Source organism: Phaeobacter sp. JH204B (assembly GCF_048055755.1).
GTDB lineage: Bacteria > Pseudomonadota > Alphaproteobacteria > Rhodobacterales > Rhodobacteraceae > Phaeobacter > Phaeobacter bryozoorum.
Window position 1 is genome coordinate 1 of the sequence record NZ_JAYMXF010000004.1, and the last position, 24,261, is coordinate 24,261.

Here is a 24,261-nt window from a genome sequence, read left to right on the forward strand (position 1 = left end):
ACCACCGACGTCACTGGCACCGTGACCCTGCCTGAGGGCACCGAGATGGTTATGCCGGGCGACAACCTGAAGTTCGACGTTGAACTGATCGCACCGATCGCGATGGAAAACGGCCTGCGTTTCGCGATCCGCGAAGGCGGCCGCACCGTCGGCGCCGGCGTTGTGTCGAAAATCACCGACTAAGGTCGAGTTTCCACCGGAAACTCTGGCCTGCGGTGACAGGTGGTTTTCCGCAGGAAAATCGCCGAGCGCCACTCAGGTGAAACAAAAGAAAGGCCGCTCCAACCGGGGCGGCCTTTTTCTATGCGATGACGCTGGAACAGGGCAGGGGGCGGCCTGACCGCCAGGCCTCTAGCCATGTCTATCTGCGCGGAGGCTGCCCGACGGCCCGGTCGGCCGTGTCCGTAATCTTGTCCAGCGAAGCCTGCAGGCTCAGCCGCAGCGTCTCAACCTGCTCATCGCTTGGCTTCTTCGGCACCTCATCCGTCCATTCCTGACAGAGGAGAACACCACGTGAGAACGGCAGAGGCAGCATCTGCTGATCCCAGGTTGGCAGCTTAATCACTTTCCGTTCTGCAAACGCGACAGTGAACACACGGCATCCGGTCATCCGCGCCCAAGTGATCGGTACGCCCGAGGATATGCGAGCCGGCCCTCTTGGTCCGTCAGCGGCAATGCCGATAGAACACCCCTCCTTGGTGCGGCGCAGGACTTCGCGGGACAGCGCCACATGGCGTTTGTGGCTGGACATCGGGATGGTCTCAAACCCCAGACGCACCAGAATCTGTCCCGCCAGCCGTCCGGCGCGGGCGGCGGAGGTCAGCGCGCAGATGCGGCCCAGAGAGGTGTCAAAGAGATAGGGGGCCATGATCAGTCGCTGGTGCCAGAGCACAAAGATCACCGGCTCTCCAGAGGCGACACAGGCATCCATTTCCTCGAACCCGCGGCGCTCCCAGCGCGAGGTGCGATGGGCGAATCGCACATATCCCGCCAGCAGGGCCTCGATGGCGCGGTTCACTTTCGGACTGTCGGCGATCTTTTTGCGCAGGCTCACTCTGGGATCTTTCCTCTGGATATTTTTCTCTGTCATACTGAAGCATGGCGAGTGGGGCCAGTCATCGCGGGAGGACGGGCGGAAATCCGGGCGATTTCGTTGATTTCCCTCTTGCCAGCCGCGCAGCTCTGGCTTAGGAACTGCCGCACCGTAGGGGTATAGCTCAGTTGGTAGAGCGACGGTCTCCAAAACCGTAGGTCTCGGGTTCGAACCCTGATGCCCCTGCCACTCTCTCATCTCAGACACAAGACATCCCAGCACGGGCCTCGTTTCGATTGGCGGATCCGCAGCTGCGCCTGTCCGCTCTCTCTCGTCGTGGATCGGTCCCGCCGGATCCAGTCCATATGGCAGGCAAAACGCCTCCGCCGCCTTTCTAGGGCGAGGGAAGCGTTGGGTTTCAGGGTGAAGATTGCCCTGATCAGGCGGCGTGATTGGGCGTGCCTGCGGTCTGTGCCGCGCTGTAACTGTCGGTTGGTTTTGCAGGCACCACATCCTCGGCCGGAACGGTCACATGCTGTGGCAGCAGTGCGTCGCTATGGCGGGCAAAAACCATGTCCAGCCCGCGTTCCAGATCCCGCATGTAGCGCGTGGTATCAAACAGCGGTGCTTTCGTCTGCATCAGCCGCAGTTTGCTGCGCAGTGCCAGCAGCTGATCCCGGTCCTCGGCCAGTTCCAGCGCCCGTGCCTCATAGGCCTGGGGCGTGGTGGTCAGCAGGTCTTCCATGTCGGCAGCGGCCAGCAGGCTTGCGGTGGTGCGGGCAGCGAACTGGCGCCCCGCCACTGTCAGCACCGGTAGCCCGGCAGCCAGTGCGTCGCGCGCTGCCGGACCGGCATTGAGGGTGAAGCTGTCCAGGAACAGATCTGCGACCATGCTGCGCGCCATACGCTCCTCGCCGGTGCTGGCGGCGGCAAAGATCACGCGATCCGGGTCGACACGGCGGTCGCTTGCGGCCTGTCGCAGTGCAGCCTGTGCCTCTTCTGGGTAGTCCGGGAGCCACAGAACGCTGCCCTCCACACGGGCCAGCAGGCGCATCCAGATATCAAATTCACGTGGGGTTAGCGCATGGCTAGCGGTAAAGCTGCAGAAGACGAAGGCATCATCGGGCAGGCCGCAGTCGCGTCGGCTGAACTGGTGGCCGGAGAGGTCCTGCAGAGCTGTAACACTCTGATAGCTGTGCGGCATGCGGATCACATGTTCCTCGAAATAGCGCTCGCTGCCGGGCGGGCAGGTAACCGCATCGCCGAGGATATAGTCATACGCCGGAGTGCCCATGGTGCCCGGAAAACCGGGCATGGCAATCTGTACCGGCGCGATCCGGGCCGAAAACACGGTTGCGTCGGCTTCGTGGGTATAGCTGGTCAGGTCAATTGCGATATCCAGCTGATCCGCGACGGCCTGTGTCTTGATGGTGGTTGCGGACAGTCCGCGGATATCGCGGTGGTGGACGCCGACCAGATCCGCGCGCGGTGCGCTGGCCGCATAGACGTAAAGCGCGAATCGGCTCTGATCGTGGCGGGCCAGCAGGCTGTCGAGCAGTCGCAGCGCATCGAGATCCTGGGCCGAGCTGACGAAATAGCCGACACGCAGCCGCTGTGGGCGTGTTTCTGCCCTCGGCCGTTGCGGCGCCGGGTCAGATTGCGGGCGGGAGCTGGCATGGGCCTGCATCCGGATGCGCAGTAGATCGGGATTGTCCTCAAGCGCGATCTGCGCTTGCGGGGCGCAGGCGGACCCACGCAGCCCAAGGTGCCGACGGTGCTCCTGATATTCGTCCAGCCAGCGCCAATCGCACAGCTCCGCCATCAGGCGCAGCTTCTGGGCGCGGGCGCGATCGTCATTGGGGCGGGCCAGTAGAATCTGGTCCAGATGACGGATCGCCTCGCTCTGCTGGCCGATCATACCGGTGAGCTGGGCAAGGTTGTACCGCGCTTCCAGGAAGTTCGGGGCAAAGCGCGCGGCCTGACCATAGAGATCGCGGGCGATCCCCATGTTCCCCAGCTGACGCTGGATATTGGCACGGTTGTAAAGCAGTTGCGCGTTGTCAGGCGCTTGATCAATCGCGGTGGCGAAACACTGATCGGCCTCGATGATGCGATCCTGCTCCAGCAGCGTGTTGCCCAGATTGTTGAGCGCGGGCAGGCAGGTCGCATCCAGTGTCAGAGCCTTTTTATACAGGGCAATCGCATCCACTGGCCGGTTCTGGCGCCGGTAGACATCACCCATCGCGGCAAAGGTCGTGGCGGAGGTCGGGTTCAGCTCGCAGGCTTTGTTCAGGCAGGTCGCCGCTTCATCCAGGGCGGTCTGCGCAAGATGGCAGCGGCCCAGCAGTTCCCACAGGAATGCTGATCTCCGATGGCTGTTCAGCAGCTCTGCGCAACGGGTTGCGGCCTGCTGGAAATGTCCATGCTGAAACAGCGCGGTCAGTTGCTCCTGATGTTCGGGGTCCAGCTTCGCATTGTCTTGCGGTGGCAGCCGCCGACTACGGCCCGAGAGCTTGCTGGAAATCTGCATTGTCAGCGGCGGGGTTGCCTGCGCTTCGCGCTGGGTGGCAGCCCCTGCCGGGGTGGTTTGGCTCAGGCTGGTCGCCTGCTGATCGTTCTGTGCGAGGGTCATGGAATCCTATCTCATAATCGCGCTCGGTAACGGGCAGGGCGCGATGTGCTGACATCTGCGGTGCCCCATGGCGGATATTTATGGCCCGCGAAAATTAAGATAGAATTGATTGCTTCTCAGCGGATGCTGCGGCGCGGACCTGAAGAACCCGCCCCGAGCCATCGTTGAAGGTGCAGCAGGGCTTGAAATTGCCATGGTCTGCGGTTAAATCGCTGCTTGATTGCAAGCAGAGAGAACCCCGCCTCATGGCCACCACAAACCCCGTCCAGTTCATCCAGCAGGTTCGCGCCGAAGTTTCCAAGGTCGTCTGGCCGACCCGCCGTGAGGTGCTGCTGACCACCGTGATGGTGTTTGTCATGGCGGCGTTGACGGCCGTCTTCTTTGCCATCGTGGATATCCTGATCCGCTTTGGGCTTGAGGGCATTCTGGGCATGTTCGGCTAAACCCGTCTGGCAGCCCCGATCGCGCAACCCGTTGTGGCGAAGGGCAGCTTGGCTTCGCAATTGGCGGCTCACCTCTTGATCTTGGACTCCCGGGGCGGTAGGTGAGCGACTAACTCTGACGTAGGCGTGTGGCGATTCGTGTCGCGCGCCGCTTTTTGTTAGAGCGCAGCCCCAAGGCTGTATCTTATTTTAGCAGTGGCCCGACGCACTTGTCGGCCAAGAGACACAAGGACGATCAGGTTCATGGCGAAACGGTGGTATTCGGTCAGCGTTCTTTCGAACTTCGAAAAGAAAATCGCAGAGCAGATCCGCACGTCGGTCGCAGAGCAGGGTCTGGAAGACGAAATCGACGAAGTTCTGGTCCCCACCGAAGAGGTGATCGAAATTCGTCGCGGCAAGAAAGTCTCTACAGAGCGTCGCTTCATGCCCGGCTACGTGCTGGTGCATATGGAAATGTCCGACCGCGGCTATCACCTGATTTCCTCGATCAACCGCGTCACCGGTTTCCTCGGCCCGCAGGGCCGTCCGATGCCGATGCGCGACGCCGAAGTGCAGGGCATCCTGGGCCGCGTTCAGGAAGGCGAAGAAGCGCCGCGCACGCTCATCTCCTTTGAAGTGGGCGAAAAGGTCAAGGTCAACGATGGACCGTTCGAAGATTTCGACGGCATGGTCGAAGGCGTCGACGACGACAATCAGAAACTCAAGGTCACCGTGTCCATCTTTGGCCGGGAAACCCCGGTGGAACTGGACTTCACTCAGGTGACCAAGCAGGGGTAATAGCCCTTTCCGGTAGAACTCAAGGCGCCGCGTTGCATCTGCATCGCGGCGTTTTTGTTTGTGGCTGGGCTGGTTTTCGGCGGGCTACAGCCCTGATCCTTCATTGCGGGCTGTAGCTCTATTTTCGGGCATTTGGGTGCTCGGCGCCCCATATCTTCTGCGCATCCTTTACCGTCAGCTTGTGTTCAATCCGACTTAGCTCATGCAACGCACGGGCCCTGTCGCCAGTTCGAGACAAAGCCTTTCTGAAGGTCCGTTCAACGGAGATCGCACTCCACGGCAAAGCGGCAGAAGAAATCCATCTGCGCAGGTCTGGGGGAAGTTGGTCGTAGTCCTGCATCGGATTGCTTCGCTTCTGCGAGCGCTTCAGGCTGGTGCGACCAAGATTTCCAGACATGATCGGATTCCTCCTCAGGTGTCGACGCCGGTTTCTATAGGGAGACCGTTTCAGCGACTGTTATGTGATAACATATACATCTGCAAGCCGGTTGCTCATTGTAGTTGCTCTGGCAAGGCCAGTTGGTCATGTTGAATCGCCTGGTGTCCCCACTTGCCAACCCCCGCAATCCCCTATACATGCCGCCTCTATCGTCTTCGGGCGAGATTCTCTCGTGGGAGATGGAGGGATCGCGATCCTGATATCGGACCACGCAACATACATAGGGTGAAACGCGTTTTGCCCGAGTTGAAAGGAACACCAAATGGCTAAGAAGCTTGTTGGCACGATGAAGCTGCAAGTGCCCGCCGGTAAGGCAAACCCATCCCCGCCGGTTGGCCCGGCACTGGGTCAGCGCGGCATCAACATCATGGAATTCTGCAAGGCGTTCAACGCCAAGACCGCAGACATGGAGCCCGGCGCGCCGTGCCCGACCGTGATCACCTACTATCAGGACAAGTCCTTCACCATGGACATCAAGACGCCGCCTGCGTCTTACTACCTGAAGAAGGCCGCCAAAGTGAAATCCGGCGCGAACAACCCGTCGCGCGAAACCGTGGGCACCGTCAGCGTTGCTCAGGTGAAGGAAATCGCCGAAGCAAAAATGAAAGATCTGAACGCGAACGACATCGAAGCCGCGATGCAGATCATCCTGGGCTCTGCCCGCTCCATGGGCATCGAGGTGAAGTAAGATGGCTAAGCTCGGTAAACGGACCCGCGCTGCGCGCGAAGCTTTCGCTGGCAAGGACAACCTGTCGGTGGAAGAAGCGGTTGCCCTGATCAAGGCAAACGCAAACGCAAAATTCGACGAAACCGTCGAAATCGCCATGAACCTCGGCGTTGACACCCGTCACGCAGACCAGATGGTTCGCGGCGTGGTTGGCCTGCCCAACGGCACCGGCAAAGACATGCGCGTTGCTGTTTTCGCCCGTGGCGCGAAGGCTGACGAAGCCAAGGAAGCTGGCGCGGACATCGTCGGTGCAGAAGACCTGATGGAAACCATCCAGGGCGGCACCATCGATTTCGATCGCTGCATTGCAACCCCTGACATGATGCCGATCGTTGGCCGTCTGGGTAAAGTGCTTGGCCCCCGCAACCTGATGCCGAACCCCAAGGTCGGCACCGTGACCATGGACGTGAAAGCGGCCGTGGAAGCAGCCAAGGGTGGCGAAGTTCAGTTCAAAGCTGAAAAAGGCGGCGTTGTGCACGCTGGCGTTGGCAAAGCTTCCTTCGACGAAGCCAAGCTGATCGAAAACGTACGTGCCTTCATCTCTGCGGTTGCCAAGGCAAAGCCGTCGGGTGCCAAGGGCGCTTACATGAAGAAAATCGCTCTGTCCTCCACTATGGGTCCGGGCGTCACCGTTGACGTGGAAACCGCTGTTACCGAGTAATCTCGGCAGGCGGGGCGAGGGCTGACAGTGCGCCGAGTCGCATGTGTCAGAAACGCCGCATTGACGATAGACCGGGGTCCCTGATAGGGGCCCCGGTTTTGCCTTTTCGGGGGTGTCATTGTGGCGATCTCGGCTGATCCTGGCCTTGGTGGTCTTTCGGACGATTTTGCCCTTGGAAATCCCTAAAAATGGGACTAACTACGACCCCGAGATAAAGCGTGCGATTCGTCGTGCGCTTTATTTCATTTCGTCCAAGATGGTGGGTGGCCTGTCGATCGGGTCTTAATTTCCCTCCTGAGACGGGAACGACCAAAGGATCGAGGGAATTCCTACCCTCGGGTGATTTTGGCTCACCCCGTTAAAACGGACTTGAACGCCGGGCAGCAATGTTCGGCACATCAATGAGCCGGGATGCGCAAGTGTCCCTAAACTTGGAGAGAACTGTGGATAGAGCCCAGAAAGAGAGAGTGGTCGAGGAACTCGGCCAGATCTTCGAAAGCTCTGGCGTGGTGGTCGTAGCCCACTATGCCGGTCTGACAGTTGCAGAGATGCAGGATCTGCGGGCGCGTGCAAGCGACGCCGGTAGCTCCGTGCGTGTTGCCAAGAACAGGCTCGCCAAAATCGCCCTCGAGGGTAAGCCGTGTGAAAGCATGTCTGACCTGCTGACAGGGATGACCGTACTGACCTATTCCGAAGATCCCGTGTCCGCCGCTAAGGTGGCCGAGGATTTCGCCAAGGAGAACAAAAAGTTCGAGATCCTTGGCGGCGCGATGGGTGAGAACGCTCTGGACCGTGCCGGCGTTGAAGCCGTGTCGAAAATGCCTTCGCGCGACGAGCTTATTGCTCAGATCGCAAGCTGCATTGGCGCACCTGCTTCCAACATCGCTGGCGCAATTGGCGCACCTGCAAGCAACATCGCAAGCATCCTTTCGACCATCGAAGAGAAGGCGGAAGCTGCGTAAGCGGTTGGCACTGAATGACTGGCGTCGGGCATATGCCCGCACGTTGGAACACACACACTGTAAACGGAAAGAGCTGATAAAATGGCTGATCTGAAGAAACTGGCAGAAGACATCGTTGGTCTGACCCTGCTTGAAGCACAAGAACTGAAAACCATCCTGAAGGATGAGTATGGCATCGAGCCCGCAGCTGGCGGCGCCGTTGTCATGGCAGCTGGCGGCGACGCCGGTGGCGCAGCGGAAGAAGAAAAGACCGAATTCGACGTCGTTCTGAAAAACGCTGGCGCATCCAAAATCAACGTGATCAAAGAAGTTCGCGGCATCACCGGTCTTGGCCTGAAAGAAGCCAAAGAGCTGGTCGAAGCTGGCGGCAAGATCAAAGAAGGCGTCAGCAAGGACGAAGCCGAAGACATCAAAGGCAAGCTGGAAGCAGCTGGCGCCGAGATCGAACTGGCCTAAGCTACGCGATACGGGACAACATGGGGTGTCGGTTTCGACGTCCTCTGAACATCCCGGAAATTTGGCTGGGCCCGGTGAAAACCGGGTCCAGCCGAACCTGTCTTAGAAAGGGCCCAACTAATCGGGCGTTTTTTCAGGCGAGGTTCAAAGGATCGGGAGGCCGCCATTCGGGAAGGTGGTCATGAATTGATCCGAACACGCTGTCTCGTATGGACAAGGTGCCGGGGCCCGGCGGCATCCTTGTTCAGTGAGAATTGGAAAGGTGACATCTGACATGGCTCAATCGTTCCTTGGCCAGAAACGTCTTCGCAAATACTACGGTAAAATCCGCGAAGTCCTGGACATGCCGAACCTCATCGAGGTCCAGAAATCTTCTTACGACCTCTTCCTGCGCTCTGGTGATGCAGAACAGCCGCTCGACGGCGAAGGCATCATGGGCGTGTTCCAGTCGGTATTTCCGATCAAGGACTTTAATGAGACGTCGGTTCTGGAGTTCGTGAAATATTCCTTTGAACGTCCGAAATATGACGTCGAGGAATGTATGCAGCGCGACATGACCTATTCGGCTCCGCTGAAGGTCACTCTGCGTCTGATCGTCTTTGATGTGGACGAAGACACCGGTGCAAAATCGGTGAAGGACATCAAGGAACAGGACGTCTACATGGGCGATATGCCCCTGATGACGCCGAACGGCACCTTTGTGGTCAACGGCACCGAGCGTGTGATCGTGTCCCAGATGCACCGTTCGCCGGGCGTGTTCTTCGATCACGACAAGGGTAAGACACATTCTTCGGGCAAGCTGCTGTTTGCCTGCCGCATCATCCCGTATCGCGGCTCCTGGCTGGACTTCGAATTCGACGCCAAGGACATCGTCTTTGCCCGCATCGACCGTCGTCGTAAGCTGCCTGTGACAACCCTGCTCTATGCGCTGGGTCTGGATCAGGAAGGCATCATGGATGCCTATTACAACACCATCTCCTTCAAGCTGGAGAAGAGCCGTGGCTGGGTCACGCCGTTCTTCCCCGAGCGCGTGCGCGGCACCCGTCCGACCTACGATCTGGTTGACGCCGCCACCGGTGAGATCTTTGCCGAAGCCGGCAAGAAGGTCACACCGCGCGCCGTCAAGAAGATGATCGACGAAGGCAACATCAGCGAGCTGCTGGTTCCCTTTGAGCATATCGTTGGCAAATATGTCGCCAAGGATATCATCAACGAAGAAAACGGCGCCATCTATGTCGAGGCCGGCGATGAGCTGACCCTCGAGTATGACAAGGGCGGCGAAATCATCGGCGGGACCGTCAAGGAACTGCTGGATGCCGGTATCACCGACATTCCGGTTCTGGACATCGACAACATCAATGTCGGCCCCTACATGCGCAACACCATGGCACAGGACAAAAACATGGGTCGCGATACCGCGCTCATGGATATCTACCGTGTCATGCGCCCGGGCGAGCCGCCGACCGTCGAAGCTGCCTCCGCGCTGTTCGACACGCTGTTCTTCGATTCCGAGCGTTACGACCTCTCCGCCGTTGGCCGTGTGAAGATGAACATGCGCCTTGCTCTGGACGCCGAGGACACTCAGCGCACCCTGCGCAAGGAAGATATCATCTCCTGCATCAAGGCGCTGGTTGAGCTGCGTGACGGCAAGGGCGACATCGACGATATCGACCACCTCGGCAACCGTCGTGTGCGCTCCGTTGGCGAACTGATGGAAAATCAGTACCGCGTCGGTCTGCTGCGCATGGAACGCGCCATCAAGGAGCGGATGTCCTCGGTCGAGATCGACACGGTGATGCCGCAGGATCTGATCAACGCAAAACCGGCTGCTGCTGCGGTACGTGAATTCTTCGGCTCCTCGCAGCTGTCGCAGTTCATGGACCAGACCAACCCGCTCTCCGAAGTGACGCACAAGCGTCGTCTCTCGGCGCTTGGGCCTGGCGGTCTGACCCGTGAGCGTGCTGGCTTCGAGGTGCGCGACGTTCACCCGACACACTATGGTCGGATGTGCCCGATTGAGACACCGGAAGGCCCGAACATCGGTCTGATCAACTCGCTGGCGACCTTTGCTCGCGTGAACAAATATGGCTTCATCGAAACACCTTACCGCGTCGTCAACGACGCCAAGGTGACAGACGAAGTCCACTATATGTCCGCGACCGAGGAAATGCGTCACACCGTGGCGCAGGCCAACGCGACGCTGGATGAAGACGGCAAATTCGTCAACGATCTGGTCTCGACCCGCCAGTCCGGCGACTACACCCTGGCACCGCGCGAAAGCGTGGATCTGATCGACGTCAGCCCGAAACAGCTGGTATCGGTTGCGGCCTCGCTGATCCCGTTCCTTGAGAACGACGATGCTAACCGCGCTCTGATGGGCTCGAACATGCAACGTCAGGCGGTTCCGCTGTTGCGTGCCGAGGCGCCGCTGGTCGGCACCGGCATCGAAGAGATCGTGGCACGGGATTCCGGCGCGGCCATCATGGCCAAACGCGCAGGCATCATCGACCAGATCGACGCGCAGCGTATCGTGATCCGGGCAACCGAAGATCTGGAACTGGGCGATGCGGGTGTTGATATCTACCGTATGCGCAAATTCCAGCGTTCGAACCAGAACACCTGCATCAACCAGCGTCCGCTGGTGAAAGTAGGCCAGGAAGTCCGCAAAGGCGAAGTGATTGCCGATGGTCCGTCCACCGATATGGGTGAACTGGCTCTGGGTAAAAACGTCGTCGTGGCCTTCATGCCCTGGAATGGCTACAACTACGAAGACTCCATCCTGATCTCCGAGCGCATCGCGCGTGACGACGTCTTTACTTCGATCCACATCGAGGAATTCGAAGTCGCCGCCCGTGATACCAAGCTTGGGCCGGAAGAGATCACCCGCGACATCCCCAACGTCGGTGAAGAAGCGCTGCGCAACCTCGACGAGGCGGGCATCGTTTACATCGGTGCCGACGTGGAGCCGGGCGATATTCTGGTTGGCAAGATCACACCCAAGGGCGAAAGCCCGATGACTCCGGAAGAAAAGCTGCTGCGCGCCATCTTCGGCGAAAAAGCATCTGACGTGCGCGACACCAGCTTGCGCGTGAAGCCGGGCGACTACGGGACCGTGGTCGAGGTGCGGGTCTTCAACCGTCACGGCGTCGAGAAAGACGAACGTGCGTTGCAGATCGAGCGTGAGGAAGTCGAGCGTCTGGCCCGTGACCGGGACGACGAGCTGGGCATCCTGGATCGCAACATCTACGCCCGCCTGCGTGGCATGCTGCTGGGTAAAACCGCAGTCAAAGGCCCCAAGGGCATCAAGGCCGGTTCCGAAATCACCGAAGAGCTGCTGGACACACTCAGCCGCGGTCAGTGGTGGATGCTGGCGCTGGAAGACGAGCAGAGCGCACAGGTCGTCGAGGCCCTGAACGAGCAGTATGAAGCACAGAAACGTGCTCTGGATGCCCGTTTTGAAGACAAGGTCGAGAAGGTCCGTCGCGGCGACGATCTGCCCCCGGGCGTTATGAAGATGGTCAAAGTCTTTATCGCGGTGAAGCGCAAGCTGCAGCCGGGCGACAAGATGGCCGGCCGTCACGGGAACAAGGGTGTGATCTCGAAAGTGGTGCCGATGGAGGACATGCCGTTCCTCGCCGATGGTACCCCGGTCGATTTCTGTCTCAACCCGCTCGGCGTTCCGTCGCGGATGAACGTTGGTCAGATTCTGGAGACCCACATGGGTTGGGCCGCACGCGGTCTGGGTATCAAAGTCGATGATGCGCTTCAGGAATACCGTCGTTCTGGGGATCTGACCCCGGTGCGTGAAGCGATGCACCATGCCTATGGTGATGACGTCTACGGTGAAGGTATTGCCGATATGACCGAGACCGATCTGGTCGAGGCTGCCGGTAATGTGACCCGTGGCGTGCCGATCGCGACACCCGTCTTCGACGGCGCCAAAGAGGCGGACGTCAACGATGCACTGGTGCGCGCTGGCTTTGACACTTCCGGTCAGTCGGTCCTGTTTGATGGTCGTACGGGTGAGCAATTCGCACGCCCCGTCACCGTCGGCATCAAGTATCTGCTGAAACTGCACCACCTGGTCGACGACAAGATCCACGCGCGTTCGACCGGCCCGTACTCCCTCGTCACGCAGCAGCCGCTGGGTGGTAAGGCACAGTTCGGTGGTCAGCGCTTTGGTGAGATGGAAGTCTGGGCTCTGGAAGCCTATGGCGCCGCCTACACCCTGCAGGAGATGCTGACCGTGAAGTCGGATGACGTTGCAGGCCGGACCAAGGTCTATGAATCGATCGTCAAGGGCGAGGACAACTTCGAAGCGGGCGTACCGGAATCGTTTAACGTTCTGGTGAAAGAAGTCCGTGGCCTCGGCCTGAATATGGAACTCCTGGATGCGGAGGGTGACGAGTAAGGGGAACAGGATTTTTCAAAAAATCTTGGCAGATTTCTTCACAGAAATTTGCCTCCCCCTCCAGCCTTTCGCACGAATTTGAGGACATCAAAATGAACCAGGAACTGACGAATAATCCGTTCAACCCGCTGACGCCGCCGAAGGTCTTCGACGAGATCAAGGTGTCGCTGGCCTCGCCTGAGCGGATCCTGTCGTGGTCCTACGGCGAGATCAAAAAGCCGGAAACCATCAACTACCGGACGTTCAAACCTGAGCGTGACGGTCTCTTCTGCGCGCGTATCTTTGGCCCGATCAAGGACTACGAATGCCTCTGCGGCAAATATAAGCGTATGAAATATCGCGGCGTTGTCTGCGAAAAATGCGGTGTGGAAGTCACGCTGCAAAAGGTCCGCCGCGAGCGCATGGGCCACATCGAACTGGCGTCGCCGGTTGCGCATATCTGGTTCCTCAAGTCGCTGCCGTCGCGCATCGGCCTGATGCTGGATATGACCCTGCGCGATCTTGAGCGGGTTCTGTATTTCGAAAACTACGTTGTCATCGAGCCGGGTCTGACCGACCTCACCTACGGCCAGATGATGACCGAAGAAGAATACATGGACGCCCAGGACCAGTTCGGCATGGATGCCTTCACCGCCAATATCGGCGCTGAAGCGATCCGCGAAATGCTGGCGGCCATCGACCTTGAAGCCGAAGCCGAACAGCTGCGCGCTGAGCTGGCCGAAGCCACAGGCGAACTGAAGCCCAAGAAGATCATCAAACGCCTCAAAGTGGTTGAGAGTTTCCTGGAATCCGGCAACCGCCCGGAATGGATGGTCATGACCGTGATTCCGGTCATTCCGCCGGAACTGCGTCCGCTGGTGCCGCTGGATGGTGGCCGTTTTGCGACCTCCGACCTCAATGACCTCTATCGCCGCGTGATCAACCGGAACAACCGCCTGAAGCGGCTGATCGAACTGCGCGCGCCGGATATCATCGTCCGCAACGAAAAGCGGATGCTGCAGGAATCCGTGGACGCGCTGTTTGACAACGGCCGTCGCGGCCGCGTCATCACAGGCGCCAACAAGCGTCCGCTGAAATCGCTCTCTGACATGCTGAAGGGTAAGCAGGGTCGTTTCCGTCAGAACCTTTTGGGTAAGCGGGTCGACTTCTCCGGCCGTTCGGTGATTGTGACCGGACCTGAGCTGAAGCTGCACCAGTGCGGCCTGCCCAAGAAGATGGCGCTCGAACTCTTCAAGCCCTTCATCTATTCGCGTCTGGAGGCCAAAGGTCTGTCCTCCACCGTGAAACAGGCGAAAAAGCTGGTTGAGAAAGAGCGCCCCGAAGTGTGGGATATCCTCGACGAGGTTATTCGCGAGCACCCTGTTATGCTGAACCGTGCGCCGACGTTGCACCGTCTTGGCATTCAGGCGTTTGAACCCACGCTGATCGAAGGTAAGGCCATTCAGCTGCACCCGCTGGTCTGCTCGGCGTTCAACGCGGACTTCGACGGCGACCAGATGGCTGTGCACGTCCCGCTGAGCCTTGAGGCCCAGCTGGAAGCGCGCGTCCTGATGATGTCGACAAACAACGTTCTGTCGCCTGCCAACGGCGCGCCGATCATTGTTCCTTCGCAGGATATGATCCTGGGTCTTTACTATGTGACCCTGGAACGCGAAGGCATGCCCGGCGAAGGCAAGATCTTTGGCACCATCGACGAGGTTCAGCACGCGCTGGACGCCGGCGAAGTGCATCTGCACACCAAGATCACCGCGCGGATCACTCAGATCGACGAAGAAGGCAACGAGGTCCTCAAGCGTTTTGAGACCACCCCGGGCCGTGTCCGTCTGGGCGCGCTGCTGCCGAAGAACGTCAAGGCACCGTTTGAACTGGTCAACCGTCTTCTGCGGAAGAAAGAGGTTCAGCAGGTCATCGACACCGTCTACCGCTACTGCGGTCAGAAGGAATCCGTGATCTTCTGTGACCAGATCATGACCATGGGTTTCCGTGAAGCGTTCAAGGCGGGCATTTCGTTCGGCAAGGACGACATGGTGATCCCCGACACCAAATGGACGCTGGTCGATGAGACCCGCGATCAGGTGAAGGACTTCGAACAGCAGTACATGGACGGCCTGATCACCCAGGGCGAAAAGTACAACAAGGTTGTCGATGCCTGGTCGAAGTGTAACGACAAGGTCACCGATGCGATGATGGGCACCATCTCCGCTGACAAGCGGGATGAGAACGGCGCTGTGATGGAACCGAACTCGGTCTACATGATGGCCCACTCCGGTGCGCGTGGCTCGGTCACCCAGATGAAGCAGCTGGGCGGGATGCGTGGCCTGATGGCGAAGCCGAACGGCGACATCATCGAGACCCCGATCATCTCGAACTTTAAAGAAGGCCTGACCGTTCTCGAGTACTTCAACTCGACCCACGGTGCCCGTAAGGGTCTGTCGGATACGGCTCTTAAGACGGCGAACTCGGGTTACCTGACCCGCCGTCTGGTGGACGTGGCACAGGACTGCATCGTGCGTGATCGCGATTGTGGCACCGAAGCAGCGATCACCGCCGAAGCCGCTGTCAACGATGGTGAAGTTGTGGCCTCGCTGGGCGAACGTATCCTGGGCCGTGTTGCGGCAGAGGATATCAAGAAGCCGGGCACCGAGGAGATCATCGTGGCCGCTGGCCAGCTGATCGACGAGCGCATGGCAGATGCAGTGGAAGAGGCCGGCGTTCAGTCGACCCGTATCCGCTCGCCGCTGACCTGTGAAGCCGAAGAGGGCGTCTGCGCCCAGTGCTACGGTCGTGACCTCGCCCGTGGTACGCAGGTGAACACCGGTGAGGCTGTCGGCATCATCGCGGCCCAGTCGATCGGTGAACCCGGCACACAGCTGACGATGCGGACCTTCCACATCGGTGGCGTTGCGCAGGGTGGTCAGCAGTCCTTCCTGGAAGCCTCGCAAGAGGGCAAGATCGTCTTCGAGATGCCGCAGACCCTGGAGAACGCCAATGGCGAGACCCTGGTTGTTGGTCGGAACATGAAGCTGATCATTCAGGACGAGCACGGCGAAGAGCGCGCCAGCCACAAGCTGGGCTACGGCTCCAAGCTGTTCGTCAAGGAAGGTCAGTCCGTGTCCCGTGGCGACAAGCTGTTCGAATGGGATCCCTACACCCTGCCGATCATCGCCGAAAAACCCGGTACCGCGAAGTATGTGGACCTGGTTTCCGGCATCGCCGTTCGCGACGAGACCGACGAAGCCACCGGCATGACCCAGAAGATCGTGATCGACTGGCGTGCGGCTCCGAAAGGCTCTGACCTGAAGCCGGAAATCATCCTGGTGGATGGTGACGGTGAACCGGTGCGTAGCGATGCGGGCAACCCGCTGACCTACCCGATGTCTGTGGACGCCATTCTGTCGGTCGAAGAAGGCCAGCAGATCATGGCGGGTGACGTTGTTGCGCGTATCCCGCGTGAAGGCGCCAAGACCAAGGACATTACCGGTGGTCTGCCGCGGGTTGCGGAACTGTTCGAAGCCCGTCGTCCGAAGGATCACGCGATCATCGCCGAAATCGATGGTTACGTGCGCTTTGGCCGCGACTACAAGAACAAGCGTCGCATCTCGATCGAGCCTGCGGATGACTCGATGGAGCCCGTCGAATACATGGTGCCCAAGGGCAAGCACATTCCGGTTCAGGAAGGTGACTTTGTCCAAAAGGGTGACTACATCATGGACGGCAACCCAGCGCCGCATGACATCCTGTCCATCATGGGTGTTGAGGCTCTGGCGAACTACATGATCGACGAGGTTCAGGACGTCTATCGCCTGCAGGGTGTGAAGATCAACGACAAGCACATCGAGGTGATCGTTCGCCAGATGCTGCAGAAGTGGGAGATCTCCGACTCCGGCGACACGACGCTGCTGAAAGGCGAGCACGTGGACAAGCAGGAGTTCGACACCGCCAACGAAAAGGCGCTGGCCCGTGGCAAGCGTCCGGCTCAGGGCGAACCGATCCTGCTCGGCATCACCAAGGCGTCGCTGCAGACCCGCTCCTTCATCTCGGCGGCCTCCTTCCAGGAGACCACCCGTGTCCTCACCGAAGCTTCGGTACAGGGCAAGAAGGACAAGCTGGTCGGCCTCAAGGAGAACGTCATCGTGGGTCGCCTGATCCCGGCCGGTACCGGTGGCGCCACCCAACGGGTGCGCAACATCGCCCAGTCGCGTGACAATGTCGTCCTCGAGGCGCGCCGTGAGGAGGCCGAAGCAGCCGCCGCTCTGGCCGCCCCGTCGATGGATGATGTCAGCAGCGAGGCGAGCTTCGACACTCTGGTGGAAACCCCAGAGAGCCGCGACTGATCCACGTTGATCTGAAATGAAAAAGCCCCCCGCAACCGATGTTGCGGGGGGCTTTTTCTTGGAGATGTCCGCAAACCATGTTGGCCCGCTCTGCGGGACGAAGCTGCCGTTGAACTTCGGGCTCAATTCCGTCAGCGTCGCAGGATGATCTATGTATTGGCATATCCGGAATTCGAACCAAGCTTGGCTGAGAGCATCGCTCGCTTCCGGCACGCGCATGAGCCTGAAAGAGCAAAACTTGTGGAGCCACACGTCACTTTGGTGTTTGGGCTAAGGGGCGTGCGACCACTAGAATTCGTCGCGTCCTGCGAGAAAGTCGCCGTGGGTGTGCCCGAAATAGCAGTGGATTTCGCTGCGACCGAGATCGTTCATGATCCCTTTGAAAAGACCTATAAACTCTTTCTTGTAAACTCGACTGGAAGAGATGATCTGACGGTCCTGCACGAGCGCCTCTACGATGGGCCACATCGGTCCGAACTCCATCCCGCGATCCCGTTTCGGCCCCACATGACGGTGGCGACGCATTCGGACCGGGCGATCATCGAGCGGCTGGACGCGGCAGCAATCGGAGCTTTTCCGATTTCTGGAAAGATCCGTGCGCTGGAGATCGTGGCACTGGTCGAAAAGACGCTCGTCCGACTTCGGACAATTCCGCTACAGAAGTAGAAATGGGCTCCAAGCGGACCAACGCGATTTGCGGACATCTCGTTTTGCGTTGCGACGGCTTCGTTTGCGGGCCGACCGCGCGGTTCGCGTGATTTAGGATCTTCCCAATTTGCGCCGGGAATGGTCTCTTGCTGCGGATGACGAAGTGCCCCGTCGGGCCGAAACAGGACAGCGCAGAATGGATATCAGACTCAGCATCGTTGGCCTTGTGCGCTTCTCCGTGCTGACCCCGACCTATTATTCCGAGAAATTCGCGACCCTTGCCGATACGGCGGCTCATCTTTTCGCACCGGACCGGATGGAACTCAGGTTCCGGGTGTTTGAGCGGCTCTGCCTGCGCTCTCTCCTGCGCCAGAGCGATCAGGGATTTCACCTGATCGTCCTCACGGCTGAAGATATGCCCGAGTGCTATCTGGAACGCCTGTCGCGTCTGCTGGAACCCGCCGACAATATCACGCTGATGCCGGTGGGGCCCGGCGTGCATTACAAGATGCTGAAGCAGGGCTATAACGCCGTCCCAACAGAGGGGGCGACCCATCGCCTGATGTTCCGTCTGGATGACGACGATGCGGTGGATCTCGATTACATCGCCCGCAATCGGCGCCTCGCCACCGGGATGATCCCGCTACAGGGAGAGAGCACCCCCTTTATCCTTGCCAACAATCGCGGCATCTACCTGCGCCGCAGCGAGGGGCCGCAGGGCGTGCAGGACGAGATCTTCGATGCCTGCGAAAAGGCGCCGCTCTCGGTGGGGGCCGCGCTTGTGGCACCTGTCGGATATGGCGGCAATCCCTACCGCTACAATCACCGCCGCTACGCGCAGCACTGGAACGTGGTGTCGGATATCTCGACGCCGGGTTTCCTGCGCACCATTCATGGTGACAATAAATCCAGACCTGCGCAGATGGGGATCACCCACAAGATGTCCGAGGCCGAGATCGCCGCAGCACTTGACCGCCACTTTGCGATGACGCCGGACCAGCTGCGAGCTGTGCTGCCGTGATGTCCCGGCTGACCGGAAACCAGCTGGGCGCGCTGCTGATGATTGGCAGTATGGCGGGTTTCACGATCAATGACGGGATGGTCAAACTCGCGGGGCAGAGCCTGCCGCTCTCGCAGATCCTGGTGGTGCGCGGCATTGCGGTCAGCCTGCTGATCTACGCGCTTGCCCGCGGTTATGGCAGCCTGCGCCTGTCGCTGAGCCGCCGGGATTGGGGGCTTGTCGCAGGCCGCAGCCTGACTGAGGTGGCCACCACCTATTTCTTTCTCAGCGCCCTTTTGACCCTGCCCATCGCCAATGTGACGGCCATTTTGCAGATGCTGCCGTTGACCGTGACCCTCGCCGCGGTGCTGCTCTTTGGGGAACAGGTCGGCTGGCGTCGGGCCGCAGCGATTGGCGCGGGTTTTATCGGAATGCTGCTGATCGTGCGACCGGGACCGGAGGGCTTTGATAGCGGCACCGGCTACGCCCTTGCAGCGGTTCTTGGTATCACCGCGCGTGATCTCTTTACCCGCCGGATGTCGGCGGCGGTGCCCTCGCTGACCGTCAGCTTGATGGCGGCGCTGTCGGTCCTGCTGTTCGGTCTTGTGCTTGGCTTGCAGGAGGACTGGCAGCCGCTGACCCTGACGACCACGTTTATCCTGCTTTTTGCAGCCGGCTGCATCTTCGTCGGCTATCTGTTCTCGGTGATGGTCATGCGGGTTGGTGATGTGGCGGCGGTTTCGCCCTTTCGCTACACCGGGCTGCTCTGGGCCCTGCTGCTTGGCTGGCTGATGTTTGACAGCTGGCCGGATGCGCTCACCCTGCTGGGGGCGGCCATCGTCGTGGCTGCCGGTGTTTTCAGCCTGCTGCGAGAGCGCCCCCGCCGCCGCGCCAGCGCGCCCCTGTCACCGCCCGAGTAACCGCGTCAGGCCCGGATTGCAAAGCGCGCTTCGAATTCGCCTTCCTGCGCTGGGGTGAGGCGGCTCAGCTCCGGTTCTCTGGCGCCTTTCTGACGGGAGTCATTATAGGCGTTGAGCGTGCGCACAAACATCGGCGCATCAGGTATCGTGATGCTGGGCATGAAACGCGCAATCTTGTGATGGGCAAAATTCATGATGCTCTGCTTGCAATTGCCGGCCACATACATGCCCATCGCCGCAACGAAATAGGGCCGGTACCCCTCTGCCGCATAGATCCCGTCCGACGCGAAGCGCGCGGTGAAGCCCTTGCAGAAATCAATCGCAACCGTCTGGTTCTGTGCGATCAGCCCCTGACACTGGCCAGCGGTCTGGCGCAGCCGCTCGACAAAATCCACCGAGACCGCATCATCATCGTCATGACGGAATTGCAGGCAGGGCGCGCTCAGGTCATTGCGGGCGGTATTCAGAACCTCCTTCATGACCTGCCGGTGGTTGCCGGGGGGCCGGGCGCGGATCTGCACCTGCGGCATATCCGCCGTCAGATCGCGCAGCCGTGCCAGATGTGGCGCTGGCAGGCTCTCGCCAATCACAATCACCAGCGTGAAGTCCTGATCGGTCTGGGCACGCAGACAGGGCAGGGCGACCCGTTCCAGCAGGTCAAACCGCTCCTTCAGCCGGGCCTCGGCATAGAGATAGGCGATCCGCTCATCAAGCGTGTCATGTTCGACCTGAAACCCACCAATGGCGGGATAGGAAAAACGGCATAGACCTATGACCTGCATCGCTGTAGACCCTCGTGCCTGCGGCCTCTCATGCGGGTCCGCCTGTCGCGGCGCACTATGCACCGCGCAGGTTGTACGGGCAAGCTGTAGGCCAGCGGCGCTGTCCGGCCGCCGACGCGCGCAGACGCCACGCCGATGCGGCCGGGGGAGCCGCTGTTGACATCCCCCGCGACTCCCCATATACGCCCGCCTATCCGGCAACCGGGGGTCGCCCCAAAAGCCGATATCAAAATCTAAGTGGCTCAAGATCTCGTGCGCCTATTTGCGCGGATCCTCTGTAAACCCACCGCGTCGTTTACCTCGGAATGGAAACGATTGCGGTTTTTGCGCTTGCGGACGCGTAAGTGCGACGAATTTAGCCGTACGTTCAAGGACGTGCATGACACATGTGTTGTTGAGACGGGGAAAAAACCGGAATGCCAACGATCCAACAGCTGATCCGCAAGCCGCGGCAGCCGAAAGTAAAACGCTCTAAGTCCATGCACCTGGAACAGTGCCCGCAAAAACGCGGCGTCTGCACCCGTGTGTATACCACCACACCGAAGAAACCGAACTCCGCTATGCGGAAAGTTGCGAAGGTCCGCCTGACCAACGGTTTCGAAGTGATCTCCTACATCCCCGGTGAAAGCCACAACCTTCAGGAACACTCCGTGGTTCTGATCCGTGGCGGCCGTGTAAAAGACCTTCCCGGTGTCCGTTACCACATCCTGCGTGGTGTTCTGGATACCCAGGGCGTCAAAGACCGTAAGCAACGCCGTTCGAAGTACGGCGCGAAGCGTCCTAAATAAGAAGGATATTGATAAATGTCTCGCCGTCACGCTGCTGAAAAACGCGAAGTTCTGCCCGACGCCAAGTTTGGCGACCGCGTTCTGACCAAATTCATGAACAACCTGATGATCGATGGTAAAAAATCGGTCGCAGAAAGCATCGTTTATAACGCATTCGACCGCGTTGAATCGAAAATCAAACGTGCCCCCGTGGAAGTTTTCCACGAAGCCCTGGACAACGTGAAGCCTTCCGTCGAAGTGCGCTCGCGTCGTGTGGGTGGTGCCACCTACCAGGTGCCCGTCGAAGTGCGCCCCGAGCGCCGCGAAGCCCTGGCGATCCGCTGGCTGATCAAAGCCGCCCGCGCTCGCAACGAAAACACCATGGAAGAACGCCTCGCCGGTGAGCTGCTGGACGCTGTACAGTCCCGCGGTACCGCCGTGAAGAAGCGCGAAGACACCCACAAGATGGCAGAGGCTAACAAAGCCTTCTCCCATTATCGCTGGTAAGCTAGGGGACCTAGACCTATGGCACGCGAATATCCGCTCAACCTATACCGTAACTTCGGTATCATGGCGCACATCGACGCAGGTAAAACCACCTGCTCCGAGCGTATCCTGTATTACACCGGCAAATCCCACAACATTGGTGAGGTGCACGATGGTGCAGCCACCATGGACTGGATGGAGCAGGAGCAGGAACGCGGGATCACCATCACCTCGGCTGCGACCACCACCTTCTGGGAACGCACCGAAGATGGTCAGACCGCTGACTCTCCGAAGCACCGCCTGAACATCATCGACACCCCCGGCCACGTTGACTTCACCATCGAAGTTGAGCGTTCGCTGGCGGTTCTCGACGGTGCTGTCTGTGTTCTGGACGCCAACGCCGGTGTTGAACCCCAGACCGAAACCGTGTGGCGTCAGGCTGACCGCTACAAGGTTCCGCGTATGGTGTTCGTCAACAAGATGGACAAGATCGGCGCTGACTTCTTCAACTGCGTCAACATGATCGAAGACCGCACCGGCGCCCGCGCGGTTCCGGTTGGTATTCCGATCGGCGCAGAAACCGAGCTGGAAGGCCTGGTTGACCTCGTCAACATGGAAGAATGGCTGTGGCAGGGTGAAGACCTTGGCGCGTCGTGGATCAAAGCACCGATCCGTGACAGCCTGAAAGACATGGCCGAAGAATGGCGCGGCAAGATGATCGAAGCGGCCGTCGAAATGGACGACGACGCGATGGAAGCCTATCTGGAAGGCGAAGAGCCCGACGTCCCGACCCTGCGCAAACTGCTGCGCAAGGGTACTCTGGCCCTGGCATTCGTTCCGGTTCTCGGCGGCTCCGCATTCAAGAACAAAGGCGTTCAGCCGCTGTTGAACGCTGTGATCGACTACCTGCCCAGCCCGCTGGACGTTGTCGACTACATGGGCTTCAAGCCCGGTGACGAAGAAGAAGTCCGTAACATTGCCCGCCGTGCGGACGACGATATGGCGTTCTCGGGTCTGGCGTTCAAAATCATGAACGACCCCTTCGTCGGCTCGCTGACTTTCACCCGGGTTTACTCCGGTACCTTGGCCAAGGGCGACACGCTCCTGAACTCCACCAAGGGCAAGAAAGAACGCGTCGGCCGGATGATGATGATGCACTCCAACGACCGTGAGGAAATCACGGAAGCGTTTGCAGGCGACATCATCGCGCTGGCAGGTCTGAAAGACACCACAACCGGTGACACGCTCTGCGCCGTCAACGATCCGGTGGTTCTGGAAACCATGACCTTCCCCGATCCGGTGATCGAGATCGCGGTTGAGCCGAAAACCAAGGCCGACCAGGAGAAAATGTCCCAGGGTCTGCAGCGTCTGGCTGCCGAAGATCCGTCCTTCCGCGTGGAGACCGACATCGAGTCCGGTCAGACCATCATGAAGGGCATGGGCGAACTTCACCTGGACATCCTGGTTGACCGTCTGAAGCGTGAATTCAAGGTCGAAGCCAACATCGGTGCGCCGCAGGTTGCCTACCGCGAGACCATCGGTCACGAGGTCGAGCACACCTACACCCACAAGAAACAGTCGGGTGGTTCGGGTCAGTTCGCCGAGGTGAAGATGATCATCTCGCCGACAGAGCCGGGCGAAGGCTACTCCTTCGAGAGCCGCATCGTTGGTGGTGCCGTTCCCAAGGAATACGTCCCCGGTGTTGAAAAAGGCATCCAGTCCGTCATGGATAGCGGCCCGCTGGCCGGCTTCCCCGTGATCGACTTCAAGGTTGCCCTGATCGACGGTAAGTTCCACGACGTTGACTCCAGCGTTCTGGCCTTCGAAATCGCTGCACGTATGTGTATGCGTGAAGGCATGCGCAAAGCTGGCGCCAAGATGCTGGAACCGATCATGAAGGTGGAAGTTATCACACCTGAGGACTACACCGGTGGCATCATCGGCGATTTGACCTCGCGTCGTGGTCAGGTGACCGGCCAGGAACCCCGCGGCAACGCAATTGCGATCGACGCATTTGTGCCGCTGGCGAACATGTTCGGCTACATCAACACCCTGCGTTCGATGAGCTCGGGCCGCGCCCAGTTCACCATGCAGTTCGATCATTACGATCCGGTTCCGCAGAACATCTCTGACGAGATCCAGGCAAAATTCGCTTAAGCGAACAGATATTGAGGGGTTCGCGCCACGGCGCGTGCCCTTCTCAACACGAAAAGGAGGCCTCTCATGGCTAAGGAAAAGTTTGAACGTACAAAACCGCACGTCAACATCGGCACCATCGGCCACGTTGACCACGGCAAGACCACGCTGACCGCAGCGATCACCAAGTATTTCGGTGACTTCAAAGCCTACGACCAGATCGACGGCGCACCTGAAGAGAAAGCCCGCGGCATCACCATCTCGACCGCGCACGTGGAATATGAGACCGAAGGCCGTCACTACGCCCACGTCGACTGCCCCGGCCACGCTGACTATGTGAAAAACATGATCACCGGTGCGGCGCAGATGGACGGCGCGATCCTGGTTGTGAACGCTGCTGACGGCCCGATGCCGCAGACCCGCGAGCACATCCTGCTGGGCCGCCAGGTTGGCATCCCGAAGATGGTCGTGTTCATGAACAAAGTGGACCAGGTCGACGACGAAGAGCTCCTGGAGCTGGTCGAGATGGAAATCCGCGAACTGCTGTCTTCCTACGACTACCCGGGCGACGATATCCCGATCATCGCAGGGTCCGCTCTGGCGGCGATGGAAGGCCGTGACGACGCGATCGGCGCCGACAAGATCAA

19 protein-coding genes, 1 tRNA gene and 1 pseudogene are annotated in these 24,261 nt (G+C 59.6%); 17 read left to right on the top strand and 4 right to left on the bottom strand.

Annotated features, from left to right (window positions below; translation table 11 throughout):
- Positions 1 to 183, top strand: a pseudogene (gene tuf, locus VXL81_RS01660) (elongation factor Tu); the annotation flags it as partial.
- Between the two features lie 178 nt (positions 184 to 361).
- On the opposite strand, the gene VXL81_RS01665 reads toward tuf, so the two are convergent.
- The gene (locus VXL81_RS01665; protein ID WP_340546571.1) at positions 362 to 1,054 is read right to left on the bottom strand and encodes a lysophospholipid acyltransferase family protein; all 693 of its coding nucleotides are present in this window, start codon (positions 1,052 to 1,054) and stop codon (positions 362 to 364) included.
- Positions 1,055 to 1,206: 152 nt separating this feature from the next.
- Here VXL81_RS01665 and VXL81_RS01670 point away from each other — a divergent pair.
- Positions 1,207 to 1,282: transfer RNA gene (locus VXL81_RS01670), tRNA-Trp, on the top strand.
- Positions 1,283 to 1,472: 190 nt separating this feature from the next.
- On the opposite strand, the gene VXL81_RS01675 is transcribed toward VXL81_RS01670, so the two are convergent.
- Positions 1,473 to 3,665 carry a tetratricopeptide repeat protein gene (locus VXL81_RS01675; protein WP_416552707.1) on the bottom strand — a complete coding sequence of 731 codons (2,193 nt, stop codon included), beginning with the start codon at positions 3,663 to 3,665 and terminating at the stop codon, positions 1,473 to 1,475.
- A 245-nt stretch (positions 3,666 to 3,910) separates the two neighbouring features.
- Between VXL81_RS01675 and secE the strand changes: the two genes are divergently transcribed.
- Together secE and nusG are read left to right on the top strand one after the other, a co-directional pair.
- Positions 3,911 to 4,108 (top strand): preprotein translocase subunit SecE, encoded by a 198-nt coding sequence (gene secE / locus VXL81_RS01680; RefSeq protein ID WP_008560174.1) that lies wholly within the window; start codon positions 3,911 to 3,913, stop codon positions 4,106 to 4,108.
- Between the two features lie 243 nt (positions 4,109 to 4,351).
- Positions 4,352 to 4,885, top strand: coding sequence for a transcription termination/antitermination protein NusG (gene nusG, locus VXL81_RS01685; RefSeq protein ID WP_014876030.1), 534 nt, complete (start codon positions 4,352 to 4,354; stop codon positions 4,883 to 4,885).
- A 118-nt stretch (positions 4,886 to 5,003) separates the two neighbouring features.
- On the opposite strand, the gene VXL81_RS01690 is transcribed toward nusG, so the two are convergent.
- Entirely contained in the window at positions 5,004 to 5,282 is a 279-nt protein-coding gene (locus VXL81_RS01690; RefSeq protein ID WP_416552709.1) for a DUF6525 family protein, read from the bottom strand.
- A gap of 304 nt (positions 5,283 to 5,586) precedes the next feature.
- Between VXL81_RS01690 and rplK the strand changes: the two genes are divergently transcribed.
- The 9 genes from rplK to VXL81_RS01735 all read left to right on the top strand — a co-directional run bounded on the left by rplK (position 5,587) and on the right by VXL81_RS01735 (position 19,443).
- Positions 5,587 to 6,012: a 50S ribosomal protein L11 gene (rplK, locus tag VXL81_RS01695; protein ID WP_014876029.1), complete on the top strand. Its 426-nt coding sequence runs from the start codon at positions 5,587 to 5,589 to the stop codon at positions 6,010 to 6,012.
- A 1-nt stretch (position 6,013) separates the two neighbouring features.
- On the top strand, positions 6,014 to 6,712 hold the full coding sequence (gene rplA / locus VXL81_RS01700; protein WP_340546574.1) for a 50S ribosomal protein L1: 699 nt from the start codon (positions 6,014 to 6,016) through the stop codon (positions 6,710 to 6,712).
- A 443-nt stretch (positions 6,713 to 7,155) separates the two neighbouring features.
- Positions 7,156 to 7,674 (top strand): 50S ribosomal protein L10, encoded by a 519-nt coding sequence (gene rplJ, locus VXL81_RS01705; protein ID WP_340546575.1) that lies wholly within the window; start codon positions 7,156 to 7,158, stop codon positions 7,672 to 7,674.
- An 81-nt stretch (positions 7,675 to 7,755) separates the two neighbouring features.
- A complete protein-coding gene (gene rplL, locus VXL81_RS01710) occupies positions 7,756 to 8,130 on the top strand; it encodes a 50S ribosomal protein L7/L12 (RefSeq protein ID WP_340546576.1) in 375 nt (124 codons plus the stop codon).
- Between the two features lie 274 nt (positions 8,131 to 8,404).
- Positions 8,405 to 12,541, top strand: coding sequence for a DNA-directed RNA polymerase subunit beta (rpoB, locus tag VXL81_RS01715; protein WP_340546577.1), 4,137 nt, complete (start codon positions 8,405 to 8,407; stop codon positions 12,539 to 12,541).
- A gap of 92 nt (positions 12,542 to 12,633) precedes the next feature.
- On the top strand, positions 12,634 to 16,875 hold the full coding sequence (gene rpoC, locus VXL81_RS01720) for a DNA-directed RNA polymerase subunit beta' (RefSeq protein WP_340546578.1): 4,242 nt from the start codon (positions 12,634 to 12,636) through the stop codon (positions 16,873 to 16,875).
- 144 nt (positions 16,876 to 17,019) lie between these two features.
- Positions 17,020 to 17,541 carry a 2'-5' RNA ligase family protein gene (locus tag VXL81_RS01725; RefSeq protein ID WP_416544595.1) on the top strand — a complete coding sequence of 174 codons (522 nt, stop codon included), beginning with the start codon at positions 17,020 to 17,022 and terminating at the stop codon, positions 17,539 to 17,541.
- 178 nt (positions 17,542 to 17,719) lie between these two features.
- Positions 17,720 to 18,544, top strand: coding sequence for a glycosyltransferase (locus VXL81_RS01730; protein WP_416552711.1), 825 nt, complete (start codon positions 17,720 to 17,722; stop codon positions 18,542 to 18,544).
- On the top strand, positions 18,541 to 19,443 hold the full coding sequence (locus tag VXL81_RS01735) for a DMT family transporter (protein ID WP_416539735.1): 903 nt from the start codon (positions 18,541 to 18,543) through the stop codon (positions 19,441 to 19,443). Before VXL81_RS01730 ends, VXL81_RS01735 begins: the two co-directional genes overlap by 4 nt.
- Positions 19,444 to 19,448: 5 nt before the next feature.
- On the opposite strand, the gene VXL81_RS01740 is transcribed toward VXL81_RS01735, so the two are convergent.
- The gene (locus VXL81_RS01740) at positions 19,449 to 20,225 is read right to left on the bottom strand and encodes a putative rhamnosyl transferase (protein WP_416552713.1); all 777 of its coding nucleotides are present in this window, start codon (positions 20,223 to 20,225) and stop codon (positions 19,449 to 19,451) included.
- 416 nt (positions 20,226 to 20,641) lie between these two features.
- Here VXL81_RS01740 and rpsL point away from each other — a divergent pair, with 416 nt between their 5' ends.
- The 4 genes from rpsL to VXL81_RS01760 form a co-directional block, all read left to right on the top strand.
- Entirely contained in the window at positions 20,642 to 21,013 is a 372-nt protein-coding gene (gene rpsL, locus VXL81_RS01745) for a 30S ribosomal protein S12 (RefSeq protein WP_005621086.1), read from the top strand.
- A gap of 15 nt (positions 21,014 to 21,028) precedes the next feature.
- Positions 21,029 to 21,499, top strand: coding sequence for a 30S ribosomal protein S7 (rpsG, locus tag VXL81_RS01750; RefSeq protein WP_014876015.1), 471 nt, complete (start codon positions 21,029 to 21,031; stop codon positions 21,497 to 21,499).
- Positions 21,500 to 21,517: 18 nt separating this feature from the next.
- Positions 21,518 to 23,635 carry an elongation factor G gene (gene fusA, locus VXL81_RS01755; protein WP_416552715.1) on the top strand — a complete coding sequence of 706 codons (2,118 nt, stop codon included), beginning with the start codon at positions 21,518 to 21,520 and terminating at the stop codon, positions 23,633 to 23,635.
- Between the two features lie 66 nt (positions 23,636 to 23,701).
- The coding region (locus tag VXL81_RS01760) for a GTP-binding protein (RefSeq protein WP_416552717.1) at positions 23,702 to 24,261 on the top strand (560 nt) is incomplete at its 3' end.

What these genes read in the sequence shown, in the direction of transcription:
- VXL81_RS01675 (WP_416552707.1), bottom strand. Translation starts at nt 3,665, where the DNA reads ATGACCCTCGCACAGAACGATCAGCAGGCGACCAGCCTGAGCCAAACC.
- rpoC (WP_340546578.1), top strand. Translation starts at nt 12,634, where the DNA reads ATGAACCAGGAACTGACGAATAATCCGTTCAACCCGCTGACGCCGCCG.
- nusG (WP_014876030.1), top strand. Translation starts at nt 4,352, where the DNA reads ATGGCGAAACGGTGGTATTCGGTCAGCGTTCTTTCGAACTTCGAAAAG.
- VXL81_RS01690 (WP_416552709.1), bottom strand. Translation starts at nt 5,282, where the DNA reads ATGTCTGGAAATCTTGGTCGCACCAGCCTGAAGCGCTCGCAGAAGCGA.
- VXL81_RS01740 (WP_416552713.1), bottom strand. Translation starts at nt 20,225, where the DNA reads ATGCAGGTCATAGGTCTATGCCGTTTTTCCTATCCCGCCATTGGTGGG.
- rpsL (WP_005621086.1), top strand. Translation starts at nt 20,642, where the DNA reads ATGCCAACGATCCAACAGCTGATCCGCAAGCCGCGGCAGCCGAAAGTA.
- fusA (WP_416552715.1), top strand. Translation starts at nt 21,518, where the DNA reads ATGGCACGCGAATATCCGCTCAACCTATACCGTAACTTCGGTATCATG.
- rplA (WP_340546574.1), top strand. Translation starts at nt 6,014, where the DNA reads ATGGCTAAGCTCGGTAAACGGACCCGCGCTGCGCGCGAAGCTTTCGCT.
- secE (WP_008560174.1), top strand. Translation starts at nt 3,911, where the DNA reads ATGGCCACCACAAACCCCGTCCAGTTCATCCAGCAGGTTCGCGCCGAA.
- rplK (WP_014876029.1), top strand. Translation starts at nt 5,587, where the DNA reads ATGGCTAAGAAGCTTGTTGGCACGATGAAGCTGCAAGTGCCCGCCGGT.
- rpsG (WP_014876015.1), top strand. Translation starts at nt 21,029, where the DNA reads ATGTCTCGCCGTCACGCTGCTGAAAAACGCGAAGTTCTGCCCGACGCC.
- rpoB (WP_340546577.1), top strand. Translation starts at nt 8,405, where the DNA reads ATGGCTCAATCGTTCCTTGGCCAGAAACGTCTTCGCAAATACTACGGT.
- VXL81_RS01725 (WP_416544595.1), top strand. Translation starts at nt 17,020, where the DNA reads ATGATCTATGTATTGGCATATCCGGAATTCGAACCAAGCTTGGCTGAG.
- rplL (WP_340546576.1), top strand. Translation starts at nt 7,756, where the DNA reads ATGGCTGATCTGAAGAAACTGGCAGAAGACATCGTTGGTCTGACCCTG.
- VXL81_RS01730 (WP_416552711.1), top strand. Translation starts at nt 17,720, where the DNA reads ATGGATATCAGACTCAGCATCGTTGGCCTTGTGCGCTTCTCCGTGCTG.